Raw genomic sequence first — 24,323 nt, 5'->3', positions numbered from 1 at the left:
GAATAATTGGTAAACAGCATCTATAATATAACTCAACAGTCAAAATTTAAGTATCAAAGCAAGAGAACTATGGCAGAGTACCGCCAAATAGAATACCGCATCGGCAAAGACGGTAAAATTACCGAAACCGTCCTCAACGCCACTGGTGCAAGCTGTACTGAAACCACCGCCGGAATTGAAAAAGCTCTGGGAAAAGTAGAATCTCAAGAGTTGCTACCAGAATACTATCAAGGCGAAGAAAATTCTATCGCCGAACAAACGCAGACGTTAAAACAAGTTTAGAAAAATTAACTATGTTTTATTTCCTGGGCGTAACAATAGAGACAACAACAGTCCCGGCCTTTAGTATGGCGCTAGCTGTGGGGGGCATTTTTCTAATTTTAGTTTACCTTTATGCTGCATCGGAGGCGGGAGATGCGATCGAGTTTAAGTACGATACAATTCTGCGGGAACGCATGAATCAGCTAGAGATTCTCGATTGGCAAGACTTGGGCGAGAAAGCTGGCTTAAGTCGTTTCGGGGTGCGCTTAGTGCGACAGGGAGACGTGGGAAAACTCACGCTAGACCAACTGAGGCGGCTGGCAACAGTGCTGAATTTGAATTTCCCAGAATTCGATCGCACTCTTAGCGCACTGCCCGTATCGGCGACAATCACCACTAATCCCAACGAAATTGAAGAATTGAGACAGCAGTGTTTCCGGCTGCGAGAAGAATTGCAGCAGCAAAAAACTCAACTAACTGCCGATTTTCGCCGCGCCACCTTTGAACAGTTGCAAACTTTGTTAATTACCTATCCCGCCGCCCGCAAAATGGCAGAAGCCAAGCCGAATATGCGCGCAAAAAATCTCTCCGCTTTGTTTACGCCCTTAGAAAATCTCTTGTCGAGTTGGGATTTTGAAACCATTGGTTCAGCTTGGGAACAAGTGACTTACAATCCGCAGTTGCACCAGCCGGATGTCAAAGATATAACAGAAGGAGAATTAGTATATATTCGGTTTGTCGGCTATCGGAATGGAGAGCAAATTCTTACTCCTGCCAAAGTTAGCCGTACCCTGCCAGCGGCTATACAAACTTAAATTTAAAATCTAAAATTTACATGGTTGCAATCGCAATTGACTTCGGGACTAGCAACACGGTTGTTTGCATTCTCAACCCGGACACCCAAACACCGGAAACTTTGAGATTAGGCGAAATGTCCCGCATCTTCAAAACGAAGCATTCGAGCGGAGATATCCGAGAAATACCTGTAATTCCGACTTTGGTGTTTGTGAAAAATGCCGGAGAGTTGGTAGTGGGAGAAAAAGTGCGGTCTCAGCGTTTGGAAAAATCGCAACCAGAGCGTTTTTTCAAAGCTTTTAAACGCGATTTGGTCGCCGATTTTCAGCCGCCATCCCGCAATATCGACGGTGTAACCTACACGCCTGAATCAGTAGCAAAACAATTTGTAATAAGTATCTGGAAACAATTATTTGAGCAAAATATACATCCATATAAAATAATTTTTACAGTCCCAGTCGGAGCATTTGAGCGATATCTAGATTGGTTTCGCGACTTGGCAGAATTTCTCGGAGTTGCGGAAGTTCAGCTAATCGATGAATCTACAGCCGCCGCCCTGGGATATGCAGTTAAACGTCCCGGTTCTCTAGTTTTAGTAATCGATTTTGGCGGCGGAACTTTAGACTTAAGTTTGGTTCGGACTGCTGTAACATCCCCTTTACCAACCCTTAGCAATAAAGTAGAAAATCTCGCTCCCACCCTTAGCAAGGGGGGGCTGGGGGGGGTGCGGGCCGAAGTCGTAGCAAAATCAGATGCTTATGTTGGCGGCGAAGATATTGATATCTGGATTGTCGAAGATTATTTGCAGCAAATTGGTTCGTCGCGGGCCGAAGTTGGCGGGGTTGGTTGGCAAAATTTATTAGAAATAGCAGAAAAGTTAAAGATTCAACTTTCTCAAGTTAATGAAGCGAAGGAAAGTTGGTTTGATGATGAAAATTTTATATCTTACGACTTGGTGCTAAACCGAGAAAAGCTTGCAGAGATTTTGGAATTTCGGCAGTTGTTAGAACAGTTTCGAGAAGCTTTAGATGAAGTGCTGAGTATTGCCCAGGGAAAAGGTATCGGCAAAGCAGATATCGAACAGGTTTTGCTCGTAGGAGGAACTTCTCTAATTCCGGCTGTGTCTAACTTAGTTATTTCCTATTTTGGGCGACAAAAAGTTAAAATCGATCGACCTTTTGAAGCTGTGGCGCACGGTGCTTTAGCGCTCACACAGTTAGTGAGTGTTGACGATTATTTGCGCCACAGCTATGCCATTCGTCTCTGGGAACCTTATGCTAAAGTTTATAGTTATTGGTCGATTTTTAGCAAGGAAATGAAGTATCCTTGTCAAAGTTCTGAAGAGTTGACGCTGCAAGTGGCGATTGAAGGACAAAGGGAGATTCGGTTAGATATTGGGGAAGTTGCGGAGGTGTCGCAAGCGGAGGTTATTTTTAATGAAAAAGGGCAAATGACTAGCAGTTTGCTCAACAAACACACGGATTTTCGCTCTTTGGAAAGCCACCATCAGGAGGTTTGTGTGGCGCATTTGAATCCGCCTGGGGTGTTGGGAATTGATAGGGTTTCGGTGAGTTTTGAGGTGGATGAAAGGCGGGTTTTGTTGGCGACGGTGCGGGATTTGGTGACTGGTGAGGTGTTGGTGGCTAAAGGGGCGATCGCCAAACTGCAATAATGATACAATTTTTAGATAGGATTTGACGATTGAAATCGCTTCTTGTCAAACTTTCGTCCCCCGGCGCGGACTGAATAATATCGATTTAAATCAAATTTATTTCGCGATGAAAAAGCAACAAAATAAATTCAGCCACCTGACGGCAATCGAAAGAATTTACCTGTCATTTCCGGCAAAAGTTTTATTGGATCAAAACTTGCTGCAAGGGAAAGTCTTAGACTTTGGGTGCGGCTTCGGCAGCGATGTTAAATTGTTGCAGCAAAAAGGCTTTGATATTGCGGGTTATGACCCTTATTATTTCCCAGATTTTCCAAAACACAAATTCGATATTATCTTTTGCTTTTATGTTTTGAATGTTTTATTTCCCGAAGACCAAGCTAATGTGTTGATGGAAGTGTCGCATTTGTTGAAACCGGGAGGCAAAGCTTATTTCGCAGTGAGAAGGGATCTCAAAAAAGAAGGCTTTCGAGAACATTACGTGCACAAAAAACCTACCTATCAGTGTATTGTCAAACTTCCGTTTAAGTCAATTCACCTAGATGAGTCTTGCGAAATTTACGAATACGTCCATTACAACCATCAAAGAAACTCAACTAATCACTGCGTATTCTGCAATCCCTACAAAAACCTAACTTTACTAACTGAATCTGCAACAGCTTATGCGATGTTTGACGGTTATCCTGCCAGCCAAGGTCATGTTTTAATTATCCCCAAGCGCCATATTGCTAATTATTTTGACTTGCCTTTTCGAGAACAATCTGCTTGCTGGTTTATGGCAAATAAGGTGCAAGAGATGTTAATAAAAGAGTTTCAGCCTGACGGTTTTAATGTGGGTATAAATATTAATAAAGATGCGGGGCAAAGTCGCAGTCACGCTGCTATTCATGTGATTCCGCGCTACAGGGGCGATGCTGGGAAGAAAGGCGGGATTAGGTATGTAATTCCCAAGAGTGAAAAATAAAAGTTAGCCAATTGTGAAATGGATTTTTTTTACCGCAGAGGCGCAGAGAACACAGAGGAATAGAGAGGATAGCAATTCATAATTTTTGTAAGGATTGTTAAAATTGAGCAAAGGGCGAGCAAAATAGGGTTAAAATGTGTTTGCCAAGTCTCAAACTACAGATTAGCAGTAATTTGGTGTTCTGTTTATGTCTAAACGCAAAAAGCAAGAATGGCTCAAGGAAACTCTAGAGCTTAAAGAAAACCACAATTGGACGTCAAAGCCGGGAACTCGCATTTTTGTAGCAGGAAGAGGTGCTGTTCGGTTTGATGTCCCCGAAGATTGGCATTTTGAACCTGATACTAAGTCGTTCCGATTTACGGATAAGAAACCGCCGGATGATGATTGTCGTTTGGAGGTTTCATTTAATTTGTTACCTCCTGGCAATTGGGGAGAATTTCCTCTTGTGCCGCTATTACAGAAGATTGTTGAAGATGATACCAGAAATCCGATCGCTTTTGGGGAAATTATTCAATTGAAGCGGCAAACTGCCCGCATTGTGTGGACTGAATTTAAGTTTATCGACCCTCCCGAACAGCGGGAAGCTTATTCGCGAATCTGTATTGGATTGGGTTCTAATGTTCAGTGTTTGATTACTTTTGATTACTGGGTTGATGATGCGGAACGTTTGACTCCTGTCTGGGATACGGTGATGGATTCGTTAGTTTTAGGCTTGTTTATTAGTGACCCTCGAACGGGTTTCGCACGGCCTGATTAGGTTTTGGCAAATGGGAAGTGTCAGCACTAGGTATCATCTGGATCGCCGCCTCGCGATCGCTCTCTTTGTTCTGCTTTGAGGGGCGATCGCACTTCCGGTACATCAAGCTTTTAATTGGCAATCAAATTATTAGTCAAGTAAATCGGTTCTCCCGATCGCCCGTTAGCGAAGTCCGCCCCTACGGGGGCTACGCCAACGAAAAGGAGCGCCAATTCCCCGCAAAATGCTAACATAAATGCCCTACAATTATCCCACCATCCGGCATTAACCCACCTGCTAACCCCCATGCTTTGCGATTACCTAGTACAAATCCTCACCGCCCGCGTCTACGATGTTGCTCAAGAAACACCCCTAGAAATAGCCCCGAATTTATCAGAGCGGCTCAACAATAAACTGCTGCTGAAACGAGAGGATATGCAGTCTGTGTTTTCCTTCAAGCTGCGGGGCGCGTACAACAAAATGGCGCAACTGTCGCCGGATTTGCTAGCACAAGGTGTCATTGCAGCTTCCGCCGGCAACCACGCCCAAGGAGTCGCCCTCGCTGCCCGCCACTTGGGAACTCGCGCGATTATCGTGATGCCCGTAACAACGCCGCAGGTGAAGGTAAATGCGGTGATAGCCCGGGGTGGAGAGGTGGTTCTGCAGGGGGATACCTACGATGATGCTTACGCTTTTGCGCGCCAATTAGAGGCGGAAAAAAACTTAACTTTTATTCACCCTTTTGACGATCCGCACGTAATTGCGGGACAGGGTACGATCGGCATGGAAATTCTGCGGCAACATCAAAAACCCATTCACGCAATTTTTGTGGCTATTGGCGGCGGTGGATTGATTTCGGGAATTGGGGCATATATCAAGCGGTTGCGGCCGGAAATTAAGATTATTGGCGTTGAACCTGTGGATTCCGACGCGATGAATCAATCGCTAAAAGCTGGTAAACGGGTGCGTTTGTCGCAGGTGGGTTTATTTGCTGACGGTGTTGCTGTGCGGGAAGTTGGGGAGGAAACTTTTCGGCTTTGTCAGCAGTATGTGGATGAGATTATTTTGGTGGGTACGGATGATATTTGCGCGGCGATTAAGGATGTTTTTGAAGATACGCGATCGATCTTAGAACCTGCAGGCGCATTGGCGATCGCAGGTGCAAAAGCTTATGTGGAACGGGAACAAATTGCAGGAGAAACATTAATTGCTGTTGCTTGCGGCGCGAATATGAATTTCGATCGCCTGCGTTTTGTAGCAGAAAGGGCAGAATTTGGCGAACAGCGGGAAGCAATTTTTGCAGTGACAATTCCCGAACAGCCGGGAAGTCTCCGCAGGTTTTGCGAATGTTTGGGAAAGCGCAATTTGACTGAATTTAGTTATCGAATTGCTGATGAAAAAGCAGCACACATTTTTATTGGTGTGCAAATTCTAGACCGTGCTGATGCGGTTAAAATAGCTGCAACTTTTGAAGATTGCGGTTTTAAAACTTTGGATTTAACTGATGATGAATTAACAAAATTGCACTTGCGGCACATGGTTGGCGGCCGTTCTTTCCTGGCAAAACATGAACTGTTTTACCGCTTTGAATTTCCCGAACGTCCGGGTGCGTTGATGCAGTTTGTGGGTTCGATGAGTCCTAATTGGAATATCAGCGTTTTTCACTATCGGAATAATGGGGCTGATTACGGGCGAATTGTGGTGGGGATACAGGTGCCGCCGGATGAGATGCAGGAATGGCAGGCTTTTTTGGATACGCTGGGCTATCAGTATGGGGATGAGAGTCAGAATCCGGCTTATAAGTTGTTTTTGGCGTAGGTTTTTGGGGTGGTTTTGGAGGAAAGGGCGATCGCCCAAAACTATCGCATCTCCAATTACAATGGGTAAAGAAGTCTAGCAAGGAGAATGCCAGATTATGACTGTCCGGGAAGAACTAATTAGCGAGATTGAGCAAGCCTCAGATGATGTACTTGAGGTGCTATTGAGTTTTTTGCGTCAGAGGCGTTTGTCGAACTCGGAGGTTTTTTTGCCGATCGAGTCTGCTGAGATTTCGAGTGCTGGATTGACGGTACAAAAGCATTATCCTTTGCGCGGGATGCCACTGGTTATTGCTGATGATTTTGATGAGCCGATGTCGGATTTATGGGATGCGCTGGGTACATGATTTTACTTGATACGCATATTTGGCTTTGGCTGCTGCATGAACCCAGTCATTTGTCTGTGGCAGCAAAGCGTGCAATTGAGGCTGAGGAAATCAAAAGCGGTTTACTGGTTTCTGCGATTTCAGTTTGGGAAATTGCCGTGAAATCGAGTCTGGGGAAGCTGACTTTGCCGTTACCGATCGCACAGTGGTACGAACAAGCTAGAACTCATTCGAGTATAGTGATTGAGCCGTTGAATCCGCTGGATGCGATTGGCAGTACGCAGCTTCCAGGGGAGTTTCACAAAGATCCTGCCGATCGCATTTTAGTAGCGATGGCGCGGCGCTATGATATTCCTTTGGTTACGTGCGATGAGAAGATTCTGAGCTATCCTCACGTTGAAACGATTTGGTAGTTGCGGGCGATCGCACTTTTTTCTGGTAAGGGCGATCGATCTGTAGCTGCACACCACATCGCAAATAAATTATAGTGGACATTAACGCTTCGGCTCAATATCGAACTCAAGCCGAGAACGATAAAAGTGAACATCAAATTCTAAGAAGAAATTTGTCTGTCCCAGAATCAATGATACGCTGTCACTTTTTGCCCAAGCAAATACTAATCTTACCGGAGCAAACTCCCCTATTTCAGCCATGAAAAATACTGGCATCGCTGGTTGATTACCAATGTTACCAGCAAGTCGAATAATAGCTTTACTGTCATCCCAAACTAAGCCAAGCTGAGTTCCTATTTGGTAAGGCAATACATTCACGGTTGCACCGCTATCTACTAACCCAACAACTTCGACTCCCTGGTTATTGTGGTGCAGAATCAAGGGAATGCGGGGTAGGCTATCAAACTCATCTTGAGAGGGGTCATTGGTAGAGTATTGGAATCGCATAATACTCAGTTTTCGTTGTGGTTAGCCCGGTTCATTGCCTGCATTAAAGCTGCACCCGCACCAAAATTATCGTATGGGGTTGGCAGGTAGTAAATTTTGTAAGGTTCCAAAGGAAAAATATCCTCACTGATATCTTCTTCCGCCATTAGAATGCGGATTAACTCTCGTTTGTCGATCGCAGACAGTTGTCTGATGGTAGGGAGTAATTCTGTTAGTGTCATCGGTTGTTTTCCTACGATGCGTCTATGTTAACGCTAGCAGGTCAACGTAGTAATTGCAACTTCTAGGGGATTTTGACAAAGATCGCGCGATCGCATTTTGGTAGCGATCGCGCGGCGGTACAATCTTCCTGACGTTGAAACGATTTGGTAGTTGCGGGCGATCGCACTTTTTTCTGGTTTGGGCGATCGATCTTCGCACACCACAATCTATTCTGGTTTTATCCAACCTTTAACGATCGCCTTCCCGACGTCAGGGCGAACTCATCTAAATTTAATATTAACAAAATCTGGTATATTGGAGAATAATTATTGAACACCTACAAAACATTTAATCAGAGTTCGCCCTGTATGAAACTCAAACCTAAAATTCCCATGGCCGACCATTTTATGATTTATAATATCCAAGAATTTAGCGGACGAAACATCATCAATGAATTGATATAGCGGTTCTCACAAAAGTGAGGTATGCCCTATGCCCTATCCCGGATAGTAACTCATATGAGAGCTTGAAGAAAGGCTATATTATCAAGAACTCAATTTGTGCAGTAATTTGCCGTGCTAATACATGGGTGGATATCAAAAGTTACGGGCGAACCCAACACGAATGGTTAAAGAAAATTATAGAATTGCCGATAAGATGCCTTCCCCTTGGATGAGTTCGTAGTGCGGAATGCGAGTCTGCACTATGAACCTTTTTTGTTACGATAGTAGACCGGACATGATATTATCTGCGTTCGTCAGTGTTAATCTGCTTAAAATCTGCAGCTAACCCATCAATCAAATATTTATCCAACTCAAGCCTAATTTAGAACTTACGAAAAAAACGGTTGCTGGGAAACTTATTGCTCCTGCGAGAGATAGTTGATGAAAAAGCCGATTTTTTGCCCTCGCCAGGGTTTATAAGTGTAATTGACTAACTGATTTCTGGTGCACCCTGCGGAATTTTGATAGGTTAAATCGGTTAAATATCGTACAATGTTTGTGGATGAATTTCTTCCTGCACAAGCAGAATACAAATTATTGATATTTCAAAAATGTACCTAAAAAAACAGCGTCCTCCTGCTTTAATGGCAATTATCGTTTACAAAACTTTTGTCGCCGCTTTCTTGATATTAACTTCAATCGCTTTGCTTTTTGCCCTAAAAAACCATCAATTTTTGGAGAATTTCTCGGAATCTTATTTTTTAGAAACCAATTTGAAGATAGTTGAAATCTTTCTAGATAAGATTCTTCTTGTTAAATCTAAAACTTTACTTTTTAGTGGACTGGCTGCCGGAGTTTATGCAATTTTAACGGTGTTTGAAGTGGTGGGATTGTGGTACGAAAAAGATTGGGGAACAATCTTAGTATTAGTGCTGGTAGGAATCAGTATTCCGCCAGAAATATATGAGTTATTTCAGGGATTCACCGTACTTAAATTATCGGTATTTCTCGGAAATTTAGCCGTGCTGTGGTATCTGCTGCACCATTTGCCGCAGCATGGCAAAAAAGATTAAACTTGAATTGCACTCAATTTTAATGATTGAACGATCTGCGTCGATCAGTGTTGATCCGCTTAAAATCTGCGGTTAACAGTTCGATCGAATATTTATGCAACTCAAGTCTATTAAAGTTGACTTGATTGAGAAGACACTCCCTGGATGCGATCGATTCCAGTATCTGCAATAGTAGGCTGATGTCTTGCTCTGTGACATAAGTAGGTCGGCGGGATTAAACTGAACTATGTAATTGTATGTAAACAGCGTCTCCTAGTCCTGCTTTCTTGGTATTTTGATACTTGACGATCGTTTACATAGTTGCATTTTACAGCGCCGACCTATTTAAGCGATTGGTTTTAATGTCCTGACATTTCTTTCACCGCATCGGGGCTGTTGTGTATTGCCAATCGATCGATCAATGTGGCACTTGCTTCATTCAACCCAATCAGATCAACCTCTGCACCATTACGGCGGAATTTAATCACTACTCGATCGATCGCCACAACTGCCCCTTGATCCCATAGGTGAGCGTGCCTAAGATCGAGCGTGACGCGATCGACCACTTCTTGGAAATCAAACGCCTCTAAAAAATCATGTACCGACACAAAGAAAATTTGCCCAGCGACGTTATAGGTGCGATGGCGGCCATCAGCACTGAGCGTTTTATCCACAAACACCAACTTAGCAATCTTGCGAGAAAAGAACACCGTACTCATCACAATTCCCGCGATCACGCCAAGGGCTAAGTTATGAGTTAACACCGTGATCAAAACAGTCGTAATCATCACGGCGGTTTCACTCCGAGGCGTGCGGGAAATATTCTTAATTGATGCCCAGCTAAATGTCCCGATCGACACCATAATCATCACAGCAACCAAGACGGCCATCGGCATTTGCTTGACCCAAGTTCCCAAGACAAGAATGAAAAATAGCAGAAAAACACCCGCAACAAAGGTTGAGAGTCTTCCCCGTCCACCAGACTGAATATTAATCACCGATTGCCCAATCATGGCGCACCCTGCCATCCCGCCAAAGAACCCAGTGATGATATTGGCAATGCCTTGACCCTTAGCTTCCTGGTTTTTATCGCTTGGTGTGTCAGTGAGTTCATCCAGCAGTGAAGCCGTCAGCAGTGATTCCAACAAACCGACGATCGCCAGTGTCAAGGCGTAGGGAAAGATAATCTCCAAGGTTTCCAGATTTAATGGCACTTTTGGTAGCGCAAAAAAGGGCAAAGCACTGGGCAATTCCCCCATGTCGCCCACAGTGGGAACCTTGAGTTTAAGGGCGATCGCAGCAACAGTCATCACCACAATTGCCACCAATGACGAAGGCACCGCTTTCGTAAAGCGAGGCAGGATATAGATAATTGCCAGGGAGAGTGCTGTAATCACATATACCATCACAGGTACGTTAGTTAATTGCGGCAACTGCGCCATGAAAATCAAAATCGCTAGGGCATTGACAAATCCAACCATTACTGCACGGGGCACGTACTTCATCTGTCGCCCCAATTTCAGTACCCCAAACAGAATTTGCAACACTCCAGTCAAAAGAGTAGCTGCGAACAAATACTCCAAGCCGTGATCTTTCACCAACTGGATCATTAACAATGCCATTGAACCTGTGGCTGCTGAAATTAAGCCCGGTCGTCCACCGAAGATTGCCGTCGTCATGGCAATGATAAATGAGGCATACAGTCCTATTTTGGGATCGACACCAGCAATAATTGAAAAGGCGATCGCCTCTGGAATTAGTGCCAAAGCAACCACTGTTCCTGCCAAAATATCAGCTCTCACATTTGAGAACCATTCCCGTTTTAGGACTTGAATATTCAAAAGTTTCTCCTTGATTAGCGATCGACCGAAAAAGTAGATCCACGCTCACGGCCTGTGAACGTTACCTACTAGCAAATATTGGATTGTGTTGAAATACTTTCTGAAAAATGCCTATCAGATGCCACACGCCTCTACTGCGTGGGTTCACCACAGACACCATCAACCTACACCGCTCTTAAGGTGGACTAACTGCTAACTTAACGAGTTGCTGACAAACCATCGCTCTCACAATCCCTGCTTTATTCCATTAACCAAGATGAATTTAGGTGTTTCCCCGATTAGGCTGGAATCATGGGTCACATCATATCATCTCTGATGTCTTTGTTTCCAACTTTAGTGAGTTGATCCTTTTTTATTTTTTTAAGCTTAAAATCGCGATTCAGCAATTTTTATTACCATAATATTGACCACAATTAAAATAAAAACCTAAATATTTACAGAAATTTCCTAATTATAAAGATTTGTTAAAATAAAAAGGGGTGAGACCCCTCATCAACTATATTAATAAATAATAGATGCACCCTGATGGCTTTCCCGTTCCACAAGAGCGGGATTTTTATTGGCAAGCTGGGGTCTTGAGTTTCGCAATACCTACTACAGATATAGCCTTTCTGTGCTCTGGTATGAGGTACTATCCGGGATAGGCCGCCGTGGCCAAACCGGGCATAGGGCATACTTCACTTTTGTGAGAACCGCTATAGAATGACGTGGGGATGCAAAGATTTAAAGAGGTTGCAGAGTTCAAGCTACAACAACGGCGCAGATCGATCGCCCCCCTGCGACCTAAACTCTGCGAAATCCCCCAAAAGCGGTAGCATAGTTTGGGAAACGGCATCAACAAAAGATGAACTTAGCGCCAGCAACAGTCCTGCAACAAGGCAAATACAGAGTCAACGCGACTTTAGGCATAGGAGGGTTCGGCATCACTTACCGAGCTATCCATACCCATTTAAACCAAACCGTTGTACTCAAAACCCTCAACGAAAGTCTGCGCCAACACCCAGCATCAGCCCAATTTCAACAGCAGTTTATTGCCGAAGCCCGACGCCTGTCCAGATGTCAGCATTCCAACATCGTCAGAGCAATCGACTTTTTTGAAGAAGCCGGACAGTCTTTTATCGCGATGGACTACATTCCCGGCCAAACTCTCGCCCACATCGTCGAAGCCGGTCAACCGCTGCCAGAAGACCAGGCGCTGCATTATATTCGTCAAATAGCCTCAGCCGTAAGTACAGTTCACCACAGCGGATTGCTGCACCGAGACATCAAGCCCGAAAATTTGATCCGGCGAGCCGATTCTCACGTCGTAATGTTGATAGATTTCGGTATTGCTCGCGACTTTATCGCCGGCACTAAATACGCTCAGATTAACTTGCTATCCCCTGGGTACGCGCCGATCGAACAATACCTCTATGACGGTAAATGTACACCGGCCACAGACATTTACGCGATCGCCGCCACCTTTTACTACTTGCTCTGTGGCGTGCCGCCCGTAGCAGCCCCCCTGCGCGATCGAATTCCCCTAGCTTCTTTGCGGCAATTTGTGCCCAACCTCAGCCCCGCCATCGAGCGAGCAATCCTTCAGGGACTCGAAACCGACCCCCAAAAGCGCCCCCAGACAGTGGAAAATTGGCTTACCATGCTGCAAGACACAGAAAGAGTACCAGCAGAAAAAAAAGACAAGCAAAGCCTGAAATTGCCCGCGCCTCCCCCGCCTTCATTGACTTTGCTGGCGTTTGTCATAACGGCTGTCATTGCAGGCTGGATGGGTTTTGACCTAGCATGGCGCTACAACAGCACCAGTCTCAGCAGCAACCGATCCACAGCTCAATCCTTCCCATCTCTCGAAGATTTGCTCAAATCCCGCAATTCATCAGGGCCGATGTTCGCACAGCCCTCTGTCGAAAGCAGCCCTCTCTACCCCATCGAACTTAACAAGCGCCCCAAACCCACCTCAAACAGCAGCAACCTTTCCGAACCGATCGAGCCCGAAGCAGCTAGCACCCCACCTTCAGAGTTGCCTAGCCCCGAAACTCCCGCCCCAGAGCCCGAACCAGAGCCTTCAATATCCCCCACGCCGGAACCCGAAGCGCCGCCTTCGGAGCCCCCAATTCCCGAGGCTCAAACCCAAATCGAGCCAGCACCGCAACCAGCCGCCGCACCGATACCGGAAGTTGCGCCCCTACCGCCGGAACCTCCCAGCTACTCACCTCCGGCACCAGCCCCGCCTGCAGTGCCGAGTCCTGAAATTGTGTCGCCGCCATCAGTAGCGTCGCCAGCACCGCCAATACCCAGCCAAAGCGATCCGAATTCCGATAGTTCGATCGCTCCTTACTCGCCTCCCCCTGTTACAGAAACCCCTTTGCCTTTACCAGAACCTACGACAAATTAGTCTGAGACTTGAGCTGCATACGTCCTCGCTTTTAATACATAAACCGCAGATTCAAGGCAGATGCAACGCGGATAAACGCCGATAATTTTAGATTGTTTGTGAGTGCCACAGGTGTATTATTCTTGTTGGTTAAAGTTGCCAGCGACTACTGGCTTTGATGAATCAGTAAATATCGATCGATTGTTTCTTGAAAATAACGCCTTTGGAGGCAAAGCACCAAACCGCAAAACCTGCTTTCGGAATTTGCAAATCCCTACAACCTCGACTTGACTAGACTGCATATTTCCTAGGCTACCTGCGATCGAAATGCCTCTAGAAAAAAAATGTATAAACCTTTGATATTTTTTAGGAATTATGTTAAGATATAGGCACGGGCGCACAAATTATGTGATGTTTCCTGTTGCGGCTGCCACATCTACTCGGTTGAAAAAGTAGTTAGCAACAAGGGTTCGGAAAATCAAATCGATGGTAGAGGTCGCATCCCGCATGACTGGAGTGTCAGTCGATCGCCCGCTCGAAAAAATTGGTTTGTTTCCAGGCAGAGATATTGTCCTGCATCAATTTCCACAATCTTCCTTTGTCTGGAAGCACCATCGAGGATAAGCAAGTTATAATTTGTTGCGGAAGCGCACAGAGATTTTTTTATGAGTAAACCCCCAGTTCATGCTTTTTTTGTAGGCAGAGCAGTTGCTGAAGCACTATACGAGCAATTAGAAAGCGCGGCAACGAACGCTTTTTCTCAACTCGGCAAATTTGACGCGGAACAAAGAGAACGTCTGCGCCAGTTTACAGATCGAGTTGTGGAACGCGCTAATCGATCGGCCGAGGAAGCGATGCAAACCAGAACCGGTAATGCAACCACCAGCACTACCATTCAAGACATCCATCCTGCTGAGCTGCAAGCGACTATTGACGAGCTGCGCGCCGAAGTTGCTTTGGTGCGATCGCAATTGCAGCGCTACCGCAGCAGTTTGCCTTAAAAAAGGGCGATCGAACTACTATTGACCACCACGCGAGCGCAAGACAACGCGCTCCTGCGCTCCAACCTGCCATCAAAGCAACAACATAAAATAAGCAATTTGGGAACCCAAGTGTCTGCTCTCCTTAATGACTCTGTTGATCGCCAGCGCCCCCCCAAGCGCATGGGCGAGGCCGATGAGCCAAAAACTCCTAATAAATCCTACAAAAGTAAAGCTTATCGCTGGAATCGCGAAAAATACTCCCGGCAGCGACGCTTCTTTGACATTTGGGCCTTTGTCCTGCTCTGGCTGGCTTCGCTGTGGTTCGACAGCAAAAACTGGAGCTACTGGGGAGGCGTCACAGAAGAAAAAAAAGTTGCCAGACGGCGCTTTCAAGCAATCTGGGTTCGAGAAACACTATTGGATTTGGGCCCCACTTTCATTAAAGTAGGCCAATTATTTTCCACCCGCGCCGACCTCTTCCCCGCAGAGTTTGTCGAAGAACTCTCTAAACTGCAAGATAAAGTACCCGCTTTTAGCTACGAAAAGTTAGAGGCAATTGTCGAGCAAGATTTGGGCAAAACAGTTCAAGAACTCTACCGCAGCTTTGACCCCGTGCCCCTGGCCGCGGCCAGTTTGGGTCAGGTACACAAAGCTCAACTTCACTCGGGCCAGGAAGTTGTAGTCAAGGTGCAGCGGCCAGGACTGCGGAAGCTATTTGAAATAGATTTGCAAATTCTTAAGGGAATTGCTCGTTACTTTCAAAATCATCCTAAGTGGGGCCAAGGCCGAGATTGGATAGGGATTTATGAGGAGTGCTGTCGCATTCTCTGGCTGGAAATTGACTATCTCCATGAAGGCCGCAATGCTGATACTTTTCGCCGCAATTTTAGCACCTGCGACTGGGTGCTGGTGCCGCGGGTTTATTGGCGGTACGCCGCCCCCCGAGTGCTGACTTTGGAATACCTGCCGGGGATTAAAATCAGCCACTACGAAGCTCTAGAAGCTGCAGGTATCGATCGCAAATTAATCGCTCAGTTGGGCGCGAAAGCTTATTTGCGGCAGTTGCTCAATGATGGCTTTTTCCACGCTGACCCACACCCCGGCAATATCGCTGTTAGTGCTGACGGAGTTCTGATTTTCTACGATTTTGGCATGATGGGGCAAATTCAGTCGAATGTCCGCGAAGGACTCATGGAGACTCTCTACGGCATTGCTTCCAAGGATGGACAGCGGATTATGGATTCTCTGATCAATTTGGGCGCTTTGGTTCCTACGGGTGATATGAGTCCGGTGCGCCGCAGCATTCAGTATATGCTGGATAACTTCATGGACAAGCCTTTTGAAAATCAGTCCGTGAGCGCGATTACTGACGACCTTTACGATATTGCCTACAACCAACCTTTTCGGTTCCCAGCTACCTTTACTTTTGTAATGCGAGCTTTTTCTACCATCGAAGGGGTAGGCAGGGGTTTAGATCCAGAGTTCAACTTTATGGAGGTGGCACAACCTTTTGCCATGCAGCTTATGACTAATGGAAATGGTTCTGATGCAAGTAGCAGCATTTTTAACGAAATCGGCCGTCAGGCGGCTCAGGTGAGTTCGACTGCCTTGGGCTTGCCCCGCCGGATTGAGGAGACTATCGATAAACTCGAACAGGGAGATTTACGGATTCGCGTCCGTTCTGCCGAAACAGAGCGATTGCTCCGCCGCATGACCAGCGTTCAAATGAGCACGAATTATACTTTGATGATGAGTGCTTTTACTTTGTCGGCGACAATTTTGTTTGTCAGCAATCTAGTTTGGCCTGCTGTCGGTGTGGCTGTGCTTGCTGCTGGTACGGGGTTGGCTCTGCTGCGTTTGTTCAAGCGGATCGATCGCGCTGATAGGATGTCATAGCGCGCAATTTGAAATCGGAAATTTCTGGTTGGAGATTTCTCGCCAGCCAAAACTTAGCCTCGGATGTTCGGATGTTATGTTTTGGCTGAAATTTTTCTCAAATTTACCGGAAAATTTAAGACGCGATTAGCACCAGACGATCTACAATATGAGGTCAAGGAAGTGCATTTTTTTCAAAACGGGCGATCGCGAGCAGCAGCAATTTTAAGTTTCGTTCGCGATTTAAGTTTTGTCATCAAAAATTGCACCAGTTAAATCAAGATTTTAAGTTCGATGAGTCCATTGACTAATCTATGAAACGCTCTTTCGCAGGTAAGACAGACACAGGGCTAGTTCGTTCCGTAAATCAGGATTCGTACTACATAGATCCTGACGGGCGATTTTTCATAGTGGCAGACGGAATGGGAGGACACGCCGGAGGCCAAGAAGCCAGCCGGATAGCGACTGGGGCCATTCAATCTTATTTGCTCGAACATTGGGAAGGGCCCGAGGATTCTGTGCATTTGTTGGAAAAGGCTTTTTTAATCGCCAATCAAGCAATTTTGACGGATCAGCTAGAACATCCCGAACGTGGTGATATGGGGACTACGGCTGTGGTTCTGATCTTTAGGGATGAGGGCAGGCCTTGGTGCGCTAATATCGGGGACTCTCGCTTGTACCGGCTGCACGGGCCTCGCTTGGAGCAGATTACTGAAGACCAGACTTGGGTGGCTCAGGCTGTCAAAAGAAAGGCCTTGACTCCCGATCAGGCTCGCCACCATCCTTGGCGTCACGTTTTGTCCCAGTGTTTGGGCCGCGATGATTTGCAGGAGATAGATATTCTGCCGGTGGATGTAAAGCCCGGGGATCGCTTGCTGCTTTGCAGTGACGGCTTGACTGAAGAGCTTTCCGATCCTTTGATTGCTTCGCCTCTGAAGTCGATTCGCGCAGGCGATGGTGCTGCAACTGCTTTGATTGAAGCAGCTAAGGATAAAGGGGGACGCGATAATATTACTGTGGTGATTGTGACGATCGACCTCAAATAATATCTTCGGGCGATCGCGCCCTCGCCCACCCCACTATCTAAAAATCTCCAAATCTAAAAATCTCAGACTCCTGCACCCACCAGGGCGCAGAAACTAGGTTTGATGGACGACAATCCTTGACTACAATCCGCAATTCGGATAAAAAACCCGTTTCTTTGTCGGGAGTGCCTCCCAAACTATCTAAAAATCTAAAAATCTAAAATCTAAAATCTAAAATCTAAAATCGAATGGTTCGCGTTATAGGTTTGATCAGCGGCACGTCAGTTGATGGTATTGATGCTGCTTTGGTGGATGTGGTCGGTTCCCAAACAGACTTAAAAGTAAAGTTGGTGGCAGGTCAAACTTTCCCTTATCCTGCTAATTTGCGATCGCAAATTCTCTCGGTTTGCAGTGGTTCGGCTTTGTCAATGGCTGAACTCGCCCAATTAGATGATGCCATTGCTCGACAATTTGCCAGCGCGGCCTTGACAATTCAAGCGGGACATGATAAGGCAGAATTAATTGGCTCTCACGGTCAAACCGTCTACCACCGACCGCCAGAGACGGGAGAGAACAATCTTGCAGATGGGTTCATGGGCTACAGCTTGCAACTAGGGCGGGGCGCGTTAATTGCCGAATTGACAGGCATTACTACTGTGAGCAATTTTCGATCGGCAGACATTGCAGCAGGGGGTCAAGGAGCACCCTTAGTCCCCATTGTTGATGCGTGCCTGCTGGCAGAACCCAACCGGAGTCTCTGCATCCAAAATTTGGGGGGAATTGGCAATGTTGCCTATCTCCCAGCCAGGGAAAAGAGGGAAAACAACCACGAGTCGGAAGTTTCCGATCTGGGAGATGGTATCTTGGGTTGGGATACAGGGCCTGCAAATTCGCTGTTAGACTTGGCAGCGGTACACTTTTCTGGCGGCTCTTTGACGATCGACTCAGGTGGAGAGTGGGCGGCAACGGGCACTCCCTGTCAAGCTTTAGTCGAGGATTGGCTGCAGCAAGATTTTTTCGTCCAAGCACCGCCCAAATCTACAGGGCGAGAGTTATTTGGTGTAGACTATTTTAACTGTTGTTTGCTAGAGGCATCCGCTTACAATCTCAGTCCTGCTGATGTGCTAGCTACTTTGACAGAACTGACTGTGGCTTCGATCGTTCGCAGTTACCAAACTTTTTTGCCGGCAATGCCCGATCGAGTTTTACTGTGCGGGGGCGGTAGCCACAATCTCTACTTAAAACGCCGATTGCAATCTCAATTGCATCCAGTCCAAGTGTTGACTACTTCTGAGGCAGGCTTGAGTGTAGATTTTAAAGAGGCGATCGCTTTCGCGGTTTTAGCCGCATGGCGGGTTCGGGGCATTCCCGGCAATCTGCCTCAAGTGACTGGTGCTCGAGCACCGGTACTTTTAGGGGAAATTAACTCTTGTTGGCACGGTTGGGCGTGATAGCATATAGTCTGAGCGACAACGGCTGTGCGTTGTTGCACCCGTATTGTAGCCAGCAGGAAAAGCATAGGAACAGCACTGTGGCTCACACGTTTTTAATGGAATCTGGCCAATGGACGCTCGAAGGAAGTTGGATTGAGCGCAATGGCGTGCCAATTACGGTTAAAGGCAAAACTTTAGTGAGCTGGAACCGAACAGATTGGTTCAATATGGTGACGAAGCTCATTTTTCCTGGAGGCGATCGTGAAGAGATTATTTTGAATTACCGAGGACACCTCAACAGCGATGAACGGCAGTACACTTTTGTACTCCAACACAGCGAACTCGGCCGCGTCGAGGGCGAAGGTTGGATTGCTCCCCAGTCGATCGTCCAGCGTTACTGGGTACTGGGAGACGAACGCCAGCGGCGGACGGGCTTTGATACCCTTCACCGCGTTGATGACAATCGCTACTATCAATCTAGCGGTCTCATGTCTGGTCATTATTTGACCAGTACGATGGAGGCGACTCTGGAACGTCAGCCGGAATAACTCTCGATCGAAAAATTGGGTCTAAAACCCCGTCCTTTGAGGACGGCTTTTTGCTAGACTGTCTAAAAATTCGACATACGGCATTGCCACGAGTCGCCTGTGGAGATCGAGCGAGAGTCAAACTGCGGTTCGGTAGCATCACCCAAGGTCGTTTCAAACATCACCGCACAAGCAAAGGCGGTGAGTATATCAAAGAGTTAGCATTTACGAGTTCTAGTGTTTGATTTGAAAATTCAAAGTCTTGCTAGTCGGAAGTCGCGCTCAAATGTCCGACTAGCACCATTGTTCTCAAACCTCATCCGCTGCAACTACAGACAAATATATTTAATTGGTTAAATTTTTGAAGGGGTTAAAACATTAACGCTTGATTATTAACCATCAACTTTTCTAGTCCAAACGCAATCAATTATTTTTGCGCTATCGTGTAATGTCGCTCGACAGATTGCTCGGATCGACTCCTCAAATTGATGGGAATCAAAAAGTAAACAGTGAAATTTTCCCGATCGACCTTGAGTCTGTGCACATACTTTCTGCATAGGCCCGGTTTCTACGTTCTGCTCAAAGAGTGACGCCCCATCACCCCCAACTCCTTTCCATCTGAGGGAACAGAGTAAGAGACGGAGGTCGCCTACTGCGACTTTGCTACTCAACACCAGGGTTAGGTTCTAAACCCCAATGGTGTTTGAGAAAATGACGGTACATAGTTTCCCGCAACATCATTTGCTCGTAAAGCTTGACCAAAAACTCTTGAGCTTGTTCGCGACTCATGTCACTTACCTGGGTTTTGAAGGAACACAGGCTAAATTGTTGCTCCAAAGACAATTCTGCTGGCTGGCTCATGGTGAAAGACTCCTCTGTAAGTAAAGGTGACTTGAAAGTAAAAACCTGGATCGACCCAATTTGTAACTTTTTCAGCGATCGACCGTTGGTTTCAGGATGCCCTCCGGGCTCATCTCATTTTAGTATATATTACAAAAGGTAACAATTGTTTGACAAAATTACCCTCTATCCCAAGAAATAACTTAGCAATAGAGAACGCGAAATGCCTGCAAAAGTTCCTTCTGCAGGCATATATAACTCTATCTACTTACGAAGAGAAAAAAGGCTCAGTACGAACCAAAATAATTGAAGCCCTTTATACCAAATCGGGCGAAGCTTCTCTCCGGGAGAGTGTGGGAGAGGGGGAGATTGGGAGAGTGGGAGATTGGGAGAGGGGGAGATTGGGAGATGGGGAGAGGGGGAGATTGGGAGATTGGGAAAATTTCTATTTATAGCCTTTCTCAAACAGGCGAGGAGTTGAGATTTTAGATTTTAAATACTTTGGCTTGCTTCGGCTACGCTGGCTCACAAATCGCTCACTACAAGTTTTAGAGTTGAGATTGGGGGATTGAGGGATTGAGGGATTGAGGGATTGAGGGATTGAGGGATTGAGGGATCGATACCTCATCCAGAGTGAGAACCGCTATATCTCTTTTTTCTTCTTCGTTCTTTTTACCCGATCGCGAAGCCGTTATAGCCCTCTTCCTTCTTCTTTCTTCCTCTTGCTGATGACCAATGACTAATGACTAGCCTTCGACTTCGCTCTTCGGCTAAAATGACTAATGACTAATGACCAATGACTAATGACTAATAACCAATGACTAAAATAGACTAATGACTAATTCGAGGGCCCGACATTCTGCGGTGGAGTGGCGACTCCAGGCCTGGAATTGGGAGCAGTGGGTGCAGGCGAAACAGGAGGAATGCCCAGATTCGCGCCAGAGTTGCTAGGCTGCCCCGGAGCTGGCAGAGGGGATTGAAACTGATTGGGATTGAACTGCTGCTGCCCAGGAGCCACAGGAGACGGCAGCGGTTGACCGATATTGCCCGAAGGTGCTGCAGGAATGCCAGAATTGGGAAACGACGGATTTGGCTGCGGGGAAGCAGCCGAACTAGGAAGAGTAGCCAGGGCAACTCGATCGCCCCCTACCTCGCGTAATTTGTCTAAAACCTCTACCACTTTGGAGTATCTAGCATTTTGAGGGGCGTACAAAACCGTCAATCCCGTAGGATTTGTGGTGTGGAAACTCTTTAAAACTCGATCGAGCTGTTGGTAATTAACAGGCAATTGGTCGATATAAGTTTGCCCGAAATCGTCAATGCTGACAATCAGCATTTCTCGCATCTGCGTTTGTCCCGTCTTCGCCTTCGGCAAATCGACATTAATCGCTTGCTGGCGAGTCAGTTGCAAAGCCGCCAGCAAAAAAAACGTCAGAATGCAAAAGATCACATCAATTAAAGGCACCAGTTCAATCCGAGCCTCTTCAGCAGGAGTATCTAAGTTAATTTTCATTAGTTCTCCATCATTCTAATTATTAGAAAGTGTATCTTCACCACGATCGGAACCTTTCAATTTTGGCTCCCGCTTCCGCTCTCCCGATTCTTGAGAATTGAGAGAACGCCTGTTCAAACCATCGGAACCAAAGGAAGAATTGTTATGTTCTGTATCAGGCGATCGACCTTTAGCATTAGCCACCGGCCAGTATTGCCTGTAAAGCAATTCCAGTTCATTTCCGGCTCGGCGAAATATTTTTGCCTGGTTGAACAAAAAAGCTTGAAATATCCGATAAAACACCAAGGTAAAAATTGCTACTACCATCCCAGAAGCAGTAGTGATCAGCGCCTCGCCAATCCCCAAAGTGACGCCACTCGTGGCCGCCGTACCGATGTCGCCGAGACGGATGGAACTGAGCGAGTTAATCAAGCCCAAAACTGTTCCCAGCAAGCCCAGCAATGGAGCTATAGCGATCGTAGCTTCTAAGATTTTGTCACCGCGGCGCATCGAAGCCAACTCTTCATCGGCTGCAGCTTCGAGCGCGAGTCGAAATAAGTCTGGTTCAGGATTGTACAGGCGCAGGGGTGCAGATAGAAATCGCCCGATCGGCTGTCGGTTAGCTTGTCTGGCCATCTCGTTAGCCGCCCCCCAATCGCTGCGGGCCGCTTCAAGAATGCGGTTAACTATCAGCTTTTCTTTGCTCAGGAGGCTCGCCCAGAACCACAAGCGTTCGATAATTGTACTCAAAGATAGAATCGATAACACCAACAGGGGCCACATGGCGGGGCCGCCTTTTTGAAAAAGTTCTTGAATAGTCACAATCTTTTTGCTCCTGCAGTACCCGCTAATTTTTGCTTCTGTTCTAATTTTTTTAACAAATTCTCGGCCATTTAATTTTAGCTATTAATGTACTCAGGGACTTACCCTCTCGCGATTAAAGAAACCGAGTCTTGCTAGCGAGGTGTTGGGCCACAAAGAATTATCTTATCTCGTGTCCGGTCGATTGACCCATCTCGCAATTGGTTCGTAGTGCGGACTTTAGTCCGCTCCAAGTTGCGGATTAAAGTCCGCACTACGGACGATGTTGGTTATGGTAGTCGATCGCCCGCGATCTTGCTCTATCAAATCGGGTTGCTGGGTAAGTCTTGGTACTATTTGGGGCTTTTTTAACGGGCGATGAGAGAGCCGCTACCTCCTCAGAATTCCTCTAAATCTTCTTGACACATATCTTGCAGCGACTGGTGTTGCAGGCGGCGCGAAGAGCGGCGATATCTTTTAGTTAGCAGTTTCGGTTCGTACTGCTGCGTACCATCCGACTTGGTTTGCTGCTTCAAACTCGATTCGGCGCTGCTGGAGTTTTGCAAAGCTTGTTGGCGGACGATCGCCTCTTCCAGAAAACTTAAGTAATACTGGTAGCGTTCCCAAGATCCCCGCACCACACAGTTAGGCTCGTCTCGGTGCGAACAGTCGCTAAACTGGCAGCTACCCACAGCCAGCCTCTGACGCGCTTCTGGGAAATATTCAGCTAACTCGGACGGATCGCATTCTAGAGCCGGCTGATTAAAGCCCGGAGTATCCGCCAACAGTCCGCCACCGGGGAGTTCAAATAGTTCGACGTGGCGAGTCGTGTGGCGTCCGCGGCCGAGTTTGCCAGAAACAGCGTTCACTCGCAGGTTAAGGGCCGGAATTAGTTGGTTGATCAAGCTGGACTTGCCCACTCCAGAAGGGCCACAAATTATCGTTATTTTGTCTGAGGTGCGGCCCTCAAGCAAGTTCGGCAACGGATTTTGTACGGAATTTAACGCATCTAACGGAGCAGCAGAATTTACCTGTAGGGAGTTATCCTCAAAAGGCAACATACAACTATCTATATTGTCCGATAAAGGCTGAAAAACTATTTTTTTGACATAAATTGTATTTTGTAAATTAGCCACAGCTTCCTGAACTCCCAATCCGCTGCGAACACTAATAAACATGGGTTCGTAGCCCCAGCTTGAAAGCCGATCGCGCCACTGTTCCAACTCTTGGGGCGAAATTAAATCGCATTTGTTCAAACACAAATTCACCTCTAAACCTGTAGATTCTGCCTTGACTAAAAACCGAGTTAATGATGCGGGGTCTAAATTCGGTTCGGCGAGGGCAAAAACTAGGAGAATGCGATCGGCATTAGCTACAGGCGGGCGGTTGAGTTCTGTTTGGCGCGGGAAGACTTCAGAAATTGCACCCCGGCGGTCAGTCCAGTCGGGTTCGTCTACCACCACGCGATCGCCCACCATCACCTGTTGATTAATTTTTTTCAGTCGAGTGCGACGAGTACACAGCAGAATTGGAGCATCCGCCAGGGCTATATTTTCGTGAATCCCAGCGGCTGGATCTAACCTGACTCGGTAAAAGTTAGCCTGAACAGCCACTACAGTACCGACGATGGAGGAATTCAGAATCATCCTGCTTCCTGGTTTTCTGGGCGCTGCACCTTCATCGCAAAAAAGCCCGCATCTGGCTCATCCGCGACAAACTGCGTTTCTAGAATTTGGTAGCCTTCCATTTTCAGACTGTCGGGCACTTGTTCGATCGGCTCCCCAGCATCCAGCCACACCTCCAAAACAGCACCCGGAGCCATTTGCTCCAAGCGCAGTTTAGTGCGGACAAAGTTCAAAGGACACGGAGTCCCCCGCAGATCGATTTTGGCATCTGGGGATTTGGGATTTTCAATTTTCGAGGTTGAATTCATCATCTGTTTTTTCTTTTCAAATTTCCCATCTCACATCCT

27 protein-coding genes are annotated in these 24,323 nt (G+C 46.6%); 18 read left to right on the top strand and 9 right to left on the bottom strand.

The window, feature by feature from the left end; genetic code table 11:
- The first annotated feature begins 69 nt into the window (after nucleotides 1-69).
- From AACV78_RS17035 to AACV78_RS16995, 9 genes are all read left to right on the top strand, one after another.
- Entirely contained in the window at nucleotides 70-282 is a 213-nt protein-coding gene (locus AACV78_RS17035; RefSeq protein WP_194009389.1) for a DUF2997 domain-containing protein, read from the top strand.
- Nucleotides 283-293: 11 nt separating this feature from the next.
- Entirely contained in the window at nucleotides 294-1,076 is a 783-nt protein-coding gene (locus AACV78_RS17030; protein ID WP_194009390.1) for an XRE family transcriptional regulator, read from the top strand.
- Nucleotides 1,077-1,096: 20 nt separating this feature from the next.
- Nucleotides 1,097-2,728, top strand: coding sequence for an Hsp70 family protein (locus tag AACV78_RS17025; RefSeq protein WP_194009391.1), 1,632 nt, complete (start codon nucleotides 1,097-1,099; stop codon nucleotides 2,726-2,728).
- A 106-nt stretch (nucleotides 2,729-2,834) separates the two neighbouring features.
- Entirely contained in the window at nucleotides 2,835-3,689 is an 855-nt protein-coding gene (locus AACV78_RS17020) for an HIT family protein (protein ID WP_194009392.1), read from the top strand.
- Between the two features lie 187 nt (nucleotides 3,690-3,876).
- Nucleotides 3,877-4,446, top strand: coding sequence for a hypothetical protein (locus AACV78_RS17015; RefSeq protein WP_194009393.1), 570 nt, complete (start codon nucleotides 3,877-3,879; stop codon nucleotides 4,444-4,446).
- A gap of 17 nt (nucleotides 4,447-4,463) precedes the next feature.
- Nucleotides 4,464-4,676, top strand: a complete 213-nt coding sequence (locus AACV78_RS17010) for a hypothetical protein (RefSeq protein ID WP_194009394.1) — start codon at nucleotides 4,464-4,466, stop codon at nucleotides 4,674-4,676.
- A 55-nt stretch (nucleotides 4,677-4,731) separates the two neighbouring features.
- Nucleotides 4,732-6,243, top strand: a complete 1,512-nt coding sequence (gene ilvA / locus AACV78_RS17005; RefSeq protein ID WP_194009395.1) for a threonine ammonia-lyase, biosynthetic — start codon at nucleotides 4,732-4,734, stop codon at nucleotides 6,241-6,243.
- Nucleotides 6,244-6,340: 97 nt separating this feature from the next.
- A complete protein-coding gene (locus tag AACV78_RS17000; protein ID WP_228042304.1) occupies nucleotides 6,341-6,589 on the top strand; it encodes a hypothetical protein in 249 nt (82 codons plus the stop codon).
- On the top strand, nucleotides 6,586-6,981 hold the full coding sequence (locus tag AACV78_RS16995) for a type II toxin-antitoxin system VapC family toxin (RefSeq protein WP_194009396.1): 396 nt from the start codon (nucleotides 6,586-6,588) through the stop codon (nucleotides 6,979-6,981). The genes AACV78_RS17000 and AACV78_RS16995 overlap by 4 nt, the downstream gene beginning before the upstream one ends.
- Before the next feature lie 81 nt (nucleotides 6,982-7,062).
- Here the strand turns inward: AACV78_RS16995 and AACV78_RS16990 are convergent, their stop codons facing one another.
- The 3 genes from AACV78_RS16990 to AACV78_RS16980 are packed head-to-tail and all read right to left on the bottom strand — an operon-like array spanning nucleotide 7,063 to nucleotide 7,892.
- Nucleotides 7,063-7,467 (bottom strand): pepsin/retropepsin-like aspartic protease family protein, encoded by a 405-nt coding sequence (locus AACV78_RS16990; RefSeq protein WP_194009397.1) that lies wholly within the window; start codon nucleotides 7,465-7,467, stop codon nucleotides 7,063-7,065.
- Between the two features lie 5 nt (nucleotides 7,468-7,472).
- Nucleotides 7,473-7,688, bottom strand: a complete 216-nt coding sequence (locus AACV78_RS16985) for a hypothetical protein (protein WP_194009398.1) — start codon at nucleotides 7,686-7,688, stop codon at nucleotides 7,473-7,475.
- A 33-nt stretch (nucleotides 7,689-7,721) separates the two neighbouring features.
- On the bottom strand, nucleotides 7,722-7,892 hold the full coding sequence (locus tag AACV78_RS16980) for a hypothetical protein (protein ID WP_194009399.1): 171 nt from the start codon (nucleotides 7,890-7,892) through the stop codon (nucleotides 7,722-7,724).
- Between the two features lie 830 nt (nucleotides 7,893-8,722).
- On the opposite strand from AACV78_RS16980, the gene AACV78_RS16975 reads away from it, so the two are divergent.
- On the top strand, nucleotides 8,723-9,184 hold the full coding sequence (locus AACV78_RS16975) for a DUF2127 domain-containing protein (protein ID WP_194009400.1): 462 nt from the start codon (nucleotides 8,723-8,725) through the stop codon (nucleotides 9,182-9,184).
- Nucleotides 9,185-9,522: 338 nt separating this feature from the next.
- On the opposite strand, the gene AACV78_RS16970 is transcribed toward AACV78_RS16975, so the two are convergent.
- Nucleotides 9,523-11,004 (bottom strand): SulP family inorganic anion transporter, encoded by a 1,482-nt coding sequence (locus AACV78_RS16970; protein ID WP_194009401.1) that lies wholly within the window; start codon nucleotides 11,002-11,004, stop codon nucleotides 9,523-9,525.
- An 844-nt stretch (nucleotides 11,005-11,848) separates the two neighbouring features.
- On the opposite strand from AACV78_RS16970, the gene AACV78_RS16965 reads away from it, so the two are divergent.
- From AACV78_RS16965 to AACV78_RS16935, 7 genes are all read left to right on the top strand, one after another.
- A complete protein-coding gene (locus AACV78_RS16965; RefSeq protein WP_194009402.1) occupies nucleotides 11,849-13,396 on the top strand; it encodes a serine/threonine protein kinase in 1,548 nt (515 codons plus the stop codon).
- Between the two features lie 465 nt (nucleotides 13,397-13,861).
- Nucleotides 13,862-13,999, top strand: a complete 138-nt coding sequence (locus tag AACV78_RS16960; protein ID WP_194009403.1) for a hypothetical protein — start codon at nucleotides 13,862-13,864, stop codon at nucleotides 13,997-13,999.
- A gap of 41 nt (nucleotides 14,000-14,040) precedes the next feature.
- A complete protein-coding gene (locus AACV78_RS16955) occupies nucleotides 14,041-14,376 on the top strand; it encodes a DUF6825 family protein (RefSeq protein ID WP_194009404.1) in 336 nt (111 codons plus the stop codon).
- Nucleotides 14,377-14,487: 111 nt separating this feature from the next.
- Complete coding sequence (locus AACV78_RS16950; RefSeq protein WP_445329588.1) at nucleotides 14,488-16,254, top strand: ABC1 kinase family protein; 1,767 nt, start codon at nucleotides 14,488-14,490, stop codon at nucleotides 16,252-16,254.
- A 293-nt stretch (nucleotides 16,255-16,547) separates the two neighbouring features.
- A complete protein-coding gene (locus AACV78_RS16945; protein WP_194009405.1) occupies nucleotides 16,548-17,279 on the top strand; it encodes a PP2C family protein-serine/threonine phosphatase in 732 nt (243 codons plus the stop codon).
- Between the two features lie 227 nt (nucleotides 17,280-17,506).
- On the top strand, nucleotides 17,507-18,709 hold the full coding sequence (locus AACV78_RS16940) for an anhydro-N-acetylmuramic acid kinase (protein ID WP_194009406.1): 1,203 nt from the start codon (nucleotides 17,507-17,509) through the stop codon (nucleotides 18,707-18,709).
- Between the two features lie 98 nt (nucleotides 18,710-18,807).
- On the top strand, nucleotides 18,808-19,239 hold the full coding sequence (locus tag AACV78_RS16935) for a hypothetical protein (RefSeq protein ID WP_228042303.1): 432 nt from the start codon (nucleotides 18,808-18,810) through the stop codon (nucleotides 19,237-19,239).
- 642 nt (nucleotides 19,240-19,881) lie between these two features.
- On the opposite strand, the gene AACV78_RS16930 is transcribed toward AACV78_RS16935, so the two are convergent.
- The 3 genes from AACV78_RS16930 to AACV78_RS16920 all read right to left on the bottom strand — a co-directional run bounded on the left by AACV78_RS16930 (nucleotide 19,882) and on the right by AACV78_RS16920 (nucleotide 22,372).
- On the bottom strand, nucleotides 19,882-20,079 hold the full coding sequence (locus AACV78_RS16930) for an NblA/ycf18 family protein (protein ID WP_006635253.1): 198 nt from the start codon (nucleotides 20,077-20,079) through the stop codon (nucleotides 19,882-19,884).
- An 817-nt stretch (nucleotides 20,080-20,896) separates the two neighbouring features.
- Nucleotides 20,897-21,571 carry an ExbD/TolR family protein gene (locus tag AACV78_RS16925; RefSeq protein ID WP_194009408.1) on the bottom strand — a complete coding sequence of 225 codons (675 nt, stop codon included), beginning with the start codon at nucleotides 21,569-21,571 and terminating at the stop codon, nucleotides 20,897-20,899.
- A 15-nt stretch (nucleotides 21,572-21,586) separates the two neighbouring features.
- A complete protein-coding gene (locus AACV78_RS16920) occupies nucleotides 21,587-22,372 on the bottom strand; it encodes a MotA/TolQ/ExbB proton channel family protein (protein WP_194009409.1) in 786 nt (261 codons plus the stop codon).
- Nucleotides 22,373-22,582: 210 nt separating this feature from the next.
- On the opposite strand from AACV78_RS16920, the gene AACV78_RS16915 reads away from it, so the two are divergent.
- Nucleotides 22,583-22,723: a hypothetical protein gene (locus AACV78_RS16915; RefSeq protein ID WP_194009410.1), complete on the top strand. Its 141-nt coding sequence runs from the start codon at nucleotides 22,583-22,585 to the stop codon at nucleotides 22,721-22,723.
- 26 nt (nucleotides 22,724-22,749) lie between these two features.
- On the opposite strand, the gene rsgA is transcribed toward AACV78_RS16915, so the two are convergent.
- Nucleotides 22,750-23,997 (bottom strand): ribosome small subunit-dependent GTPase A, encoded by a 1,248-nt coding sequence (gene rsgA, locus AACV78_RS16910; RefSeq protein ID WP_194009411.1) that lies wholly within the window; start codon nucleotides 23,995-23,997, stop codon nucleotides 22,750-22,752.
- The gene (locus AACV78_RS16905) at nucleotides 23,994-24,284 is read right to left on the bottom strand and encodes a sulfurtransferase TusA family protein (protein WP_194009429.1); all 291 of its coding nucleotides are present in this window, start codon (nucleotides 24,282-24,284) and stop codon (nucleotides 23,994-23,996) included. Before AACV78_RS16905 ends, rsgA begins: the two co-directional genes overlap by 4 nt.
- Nucleotides 24,285-24,323 lie beyond the last annotated feature (39 nt).

Source organism: Tychonema sp. LEGE 07196, from assembly GCF_963890365.1.
In the GTDB taxonomy this organism is placed as follows: domain Bacteria; phylum Cyanobacteriota; class Cyanobacteriia; order Cyanobacteriales; family Microcoleaceae; genus Microcoleus.
This window is presented reverse-complemented; position numbering and strand designations above follow the sequence as displayed.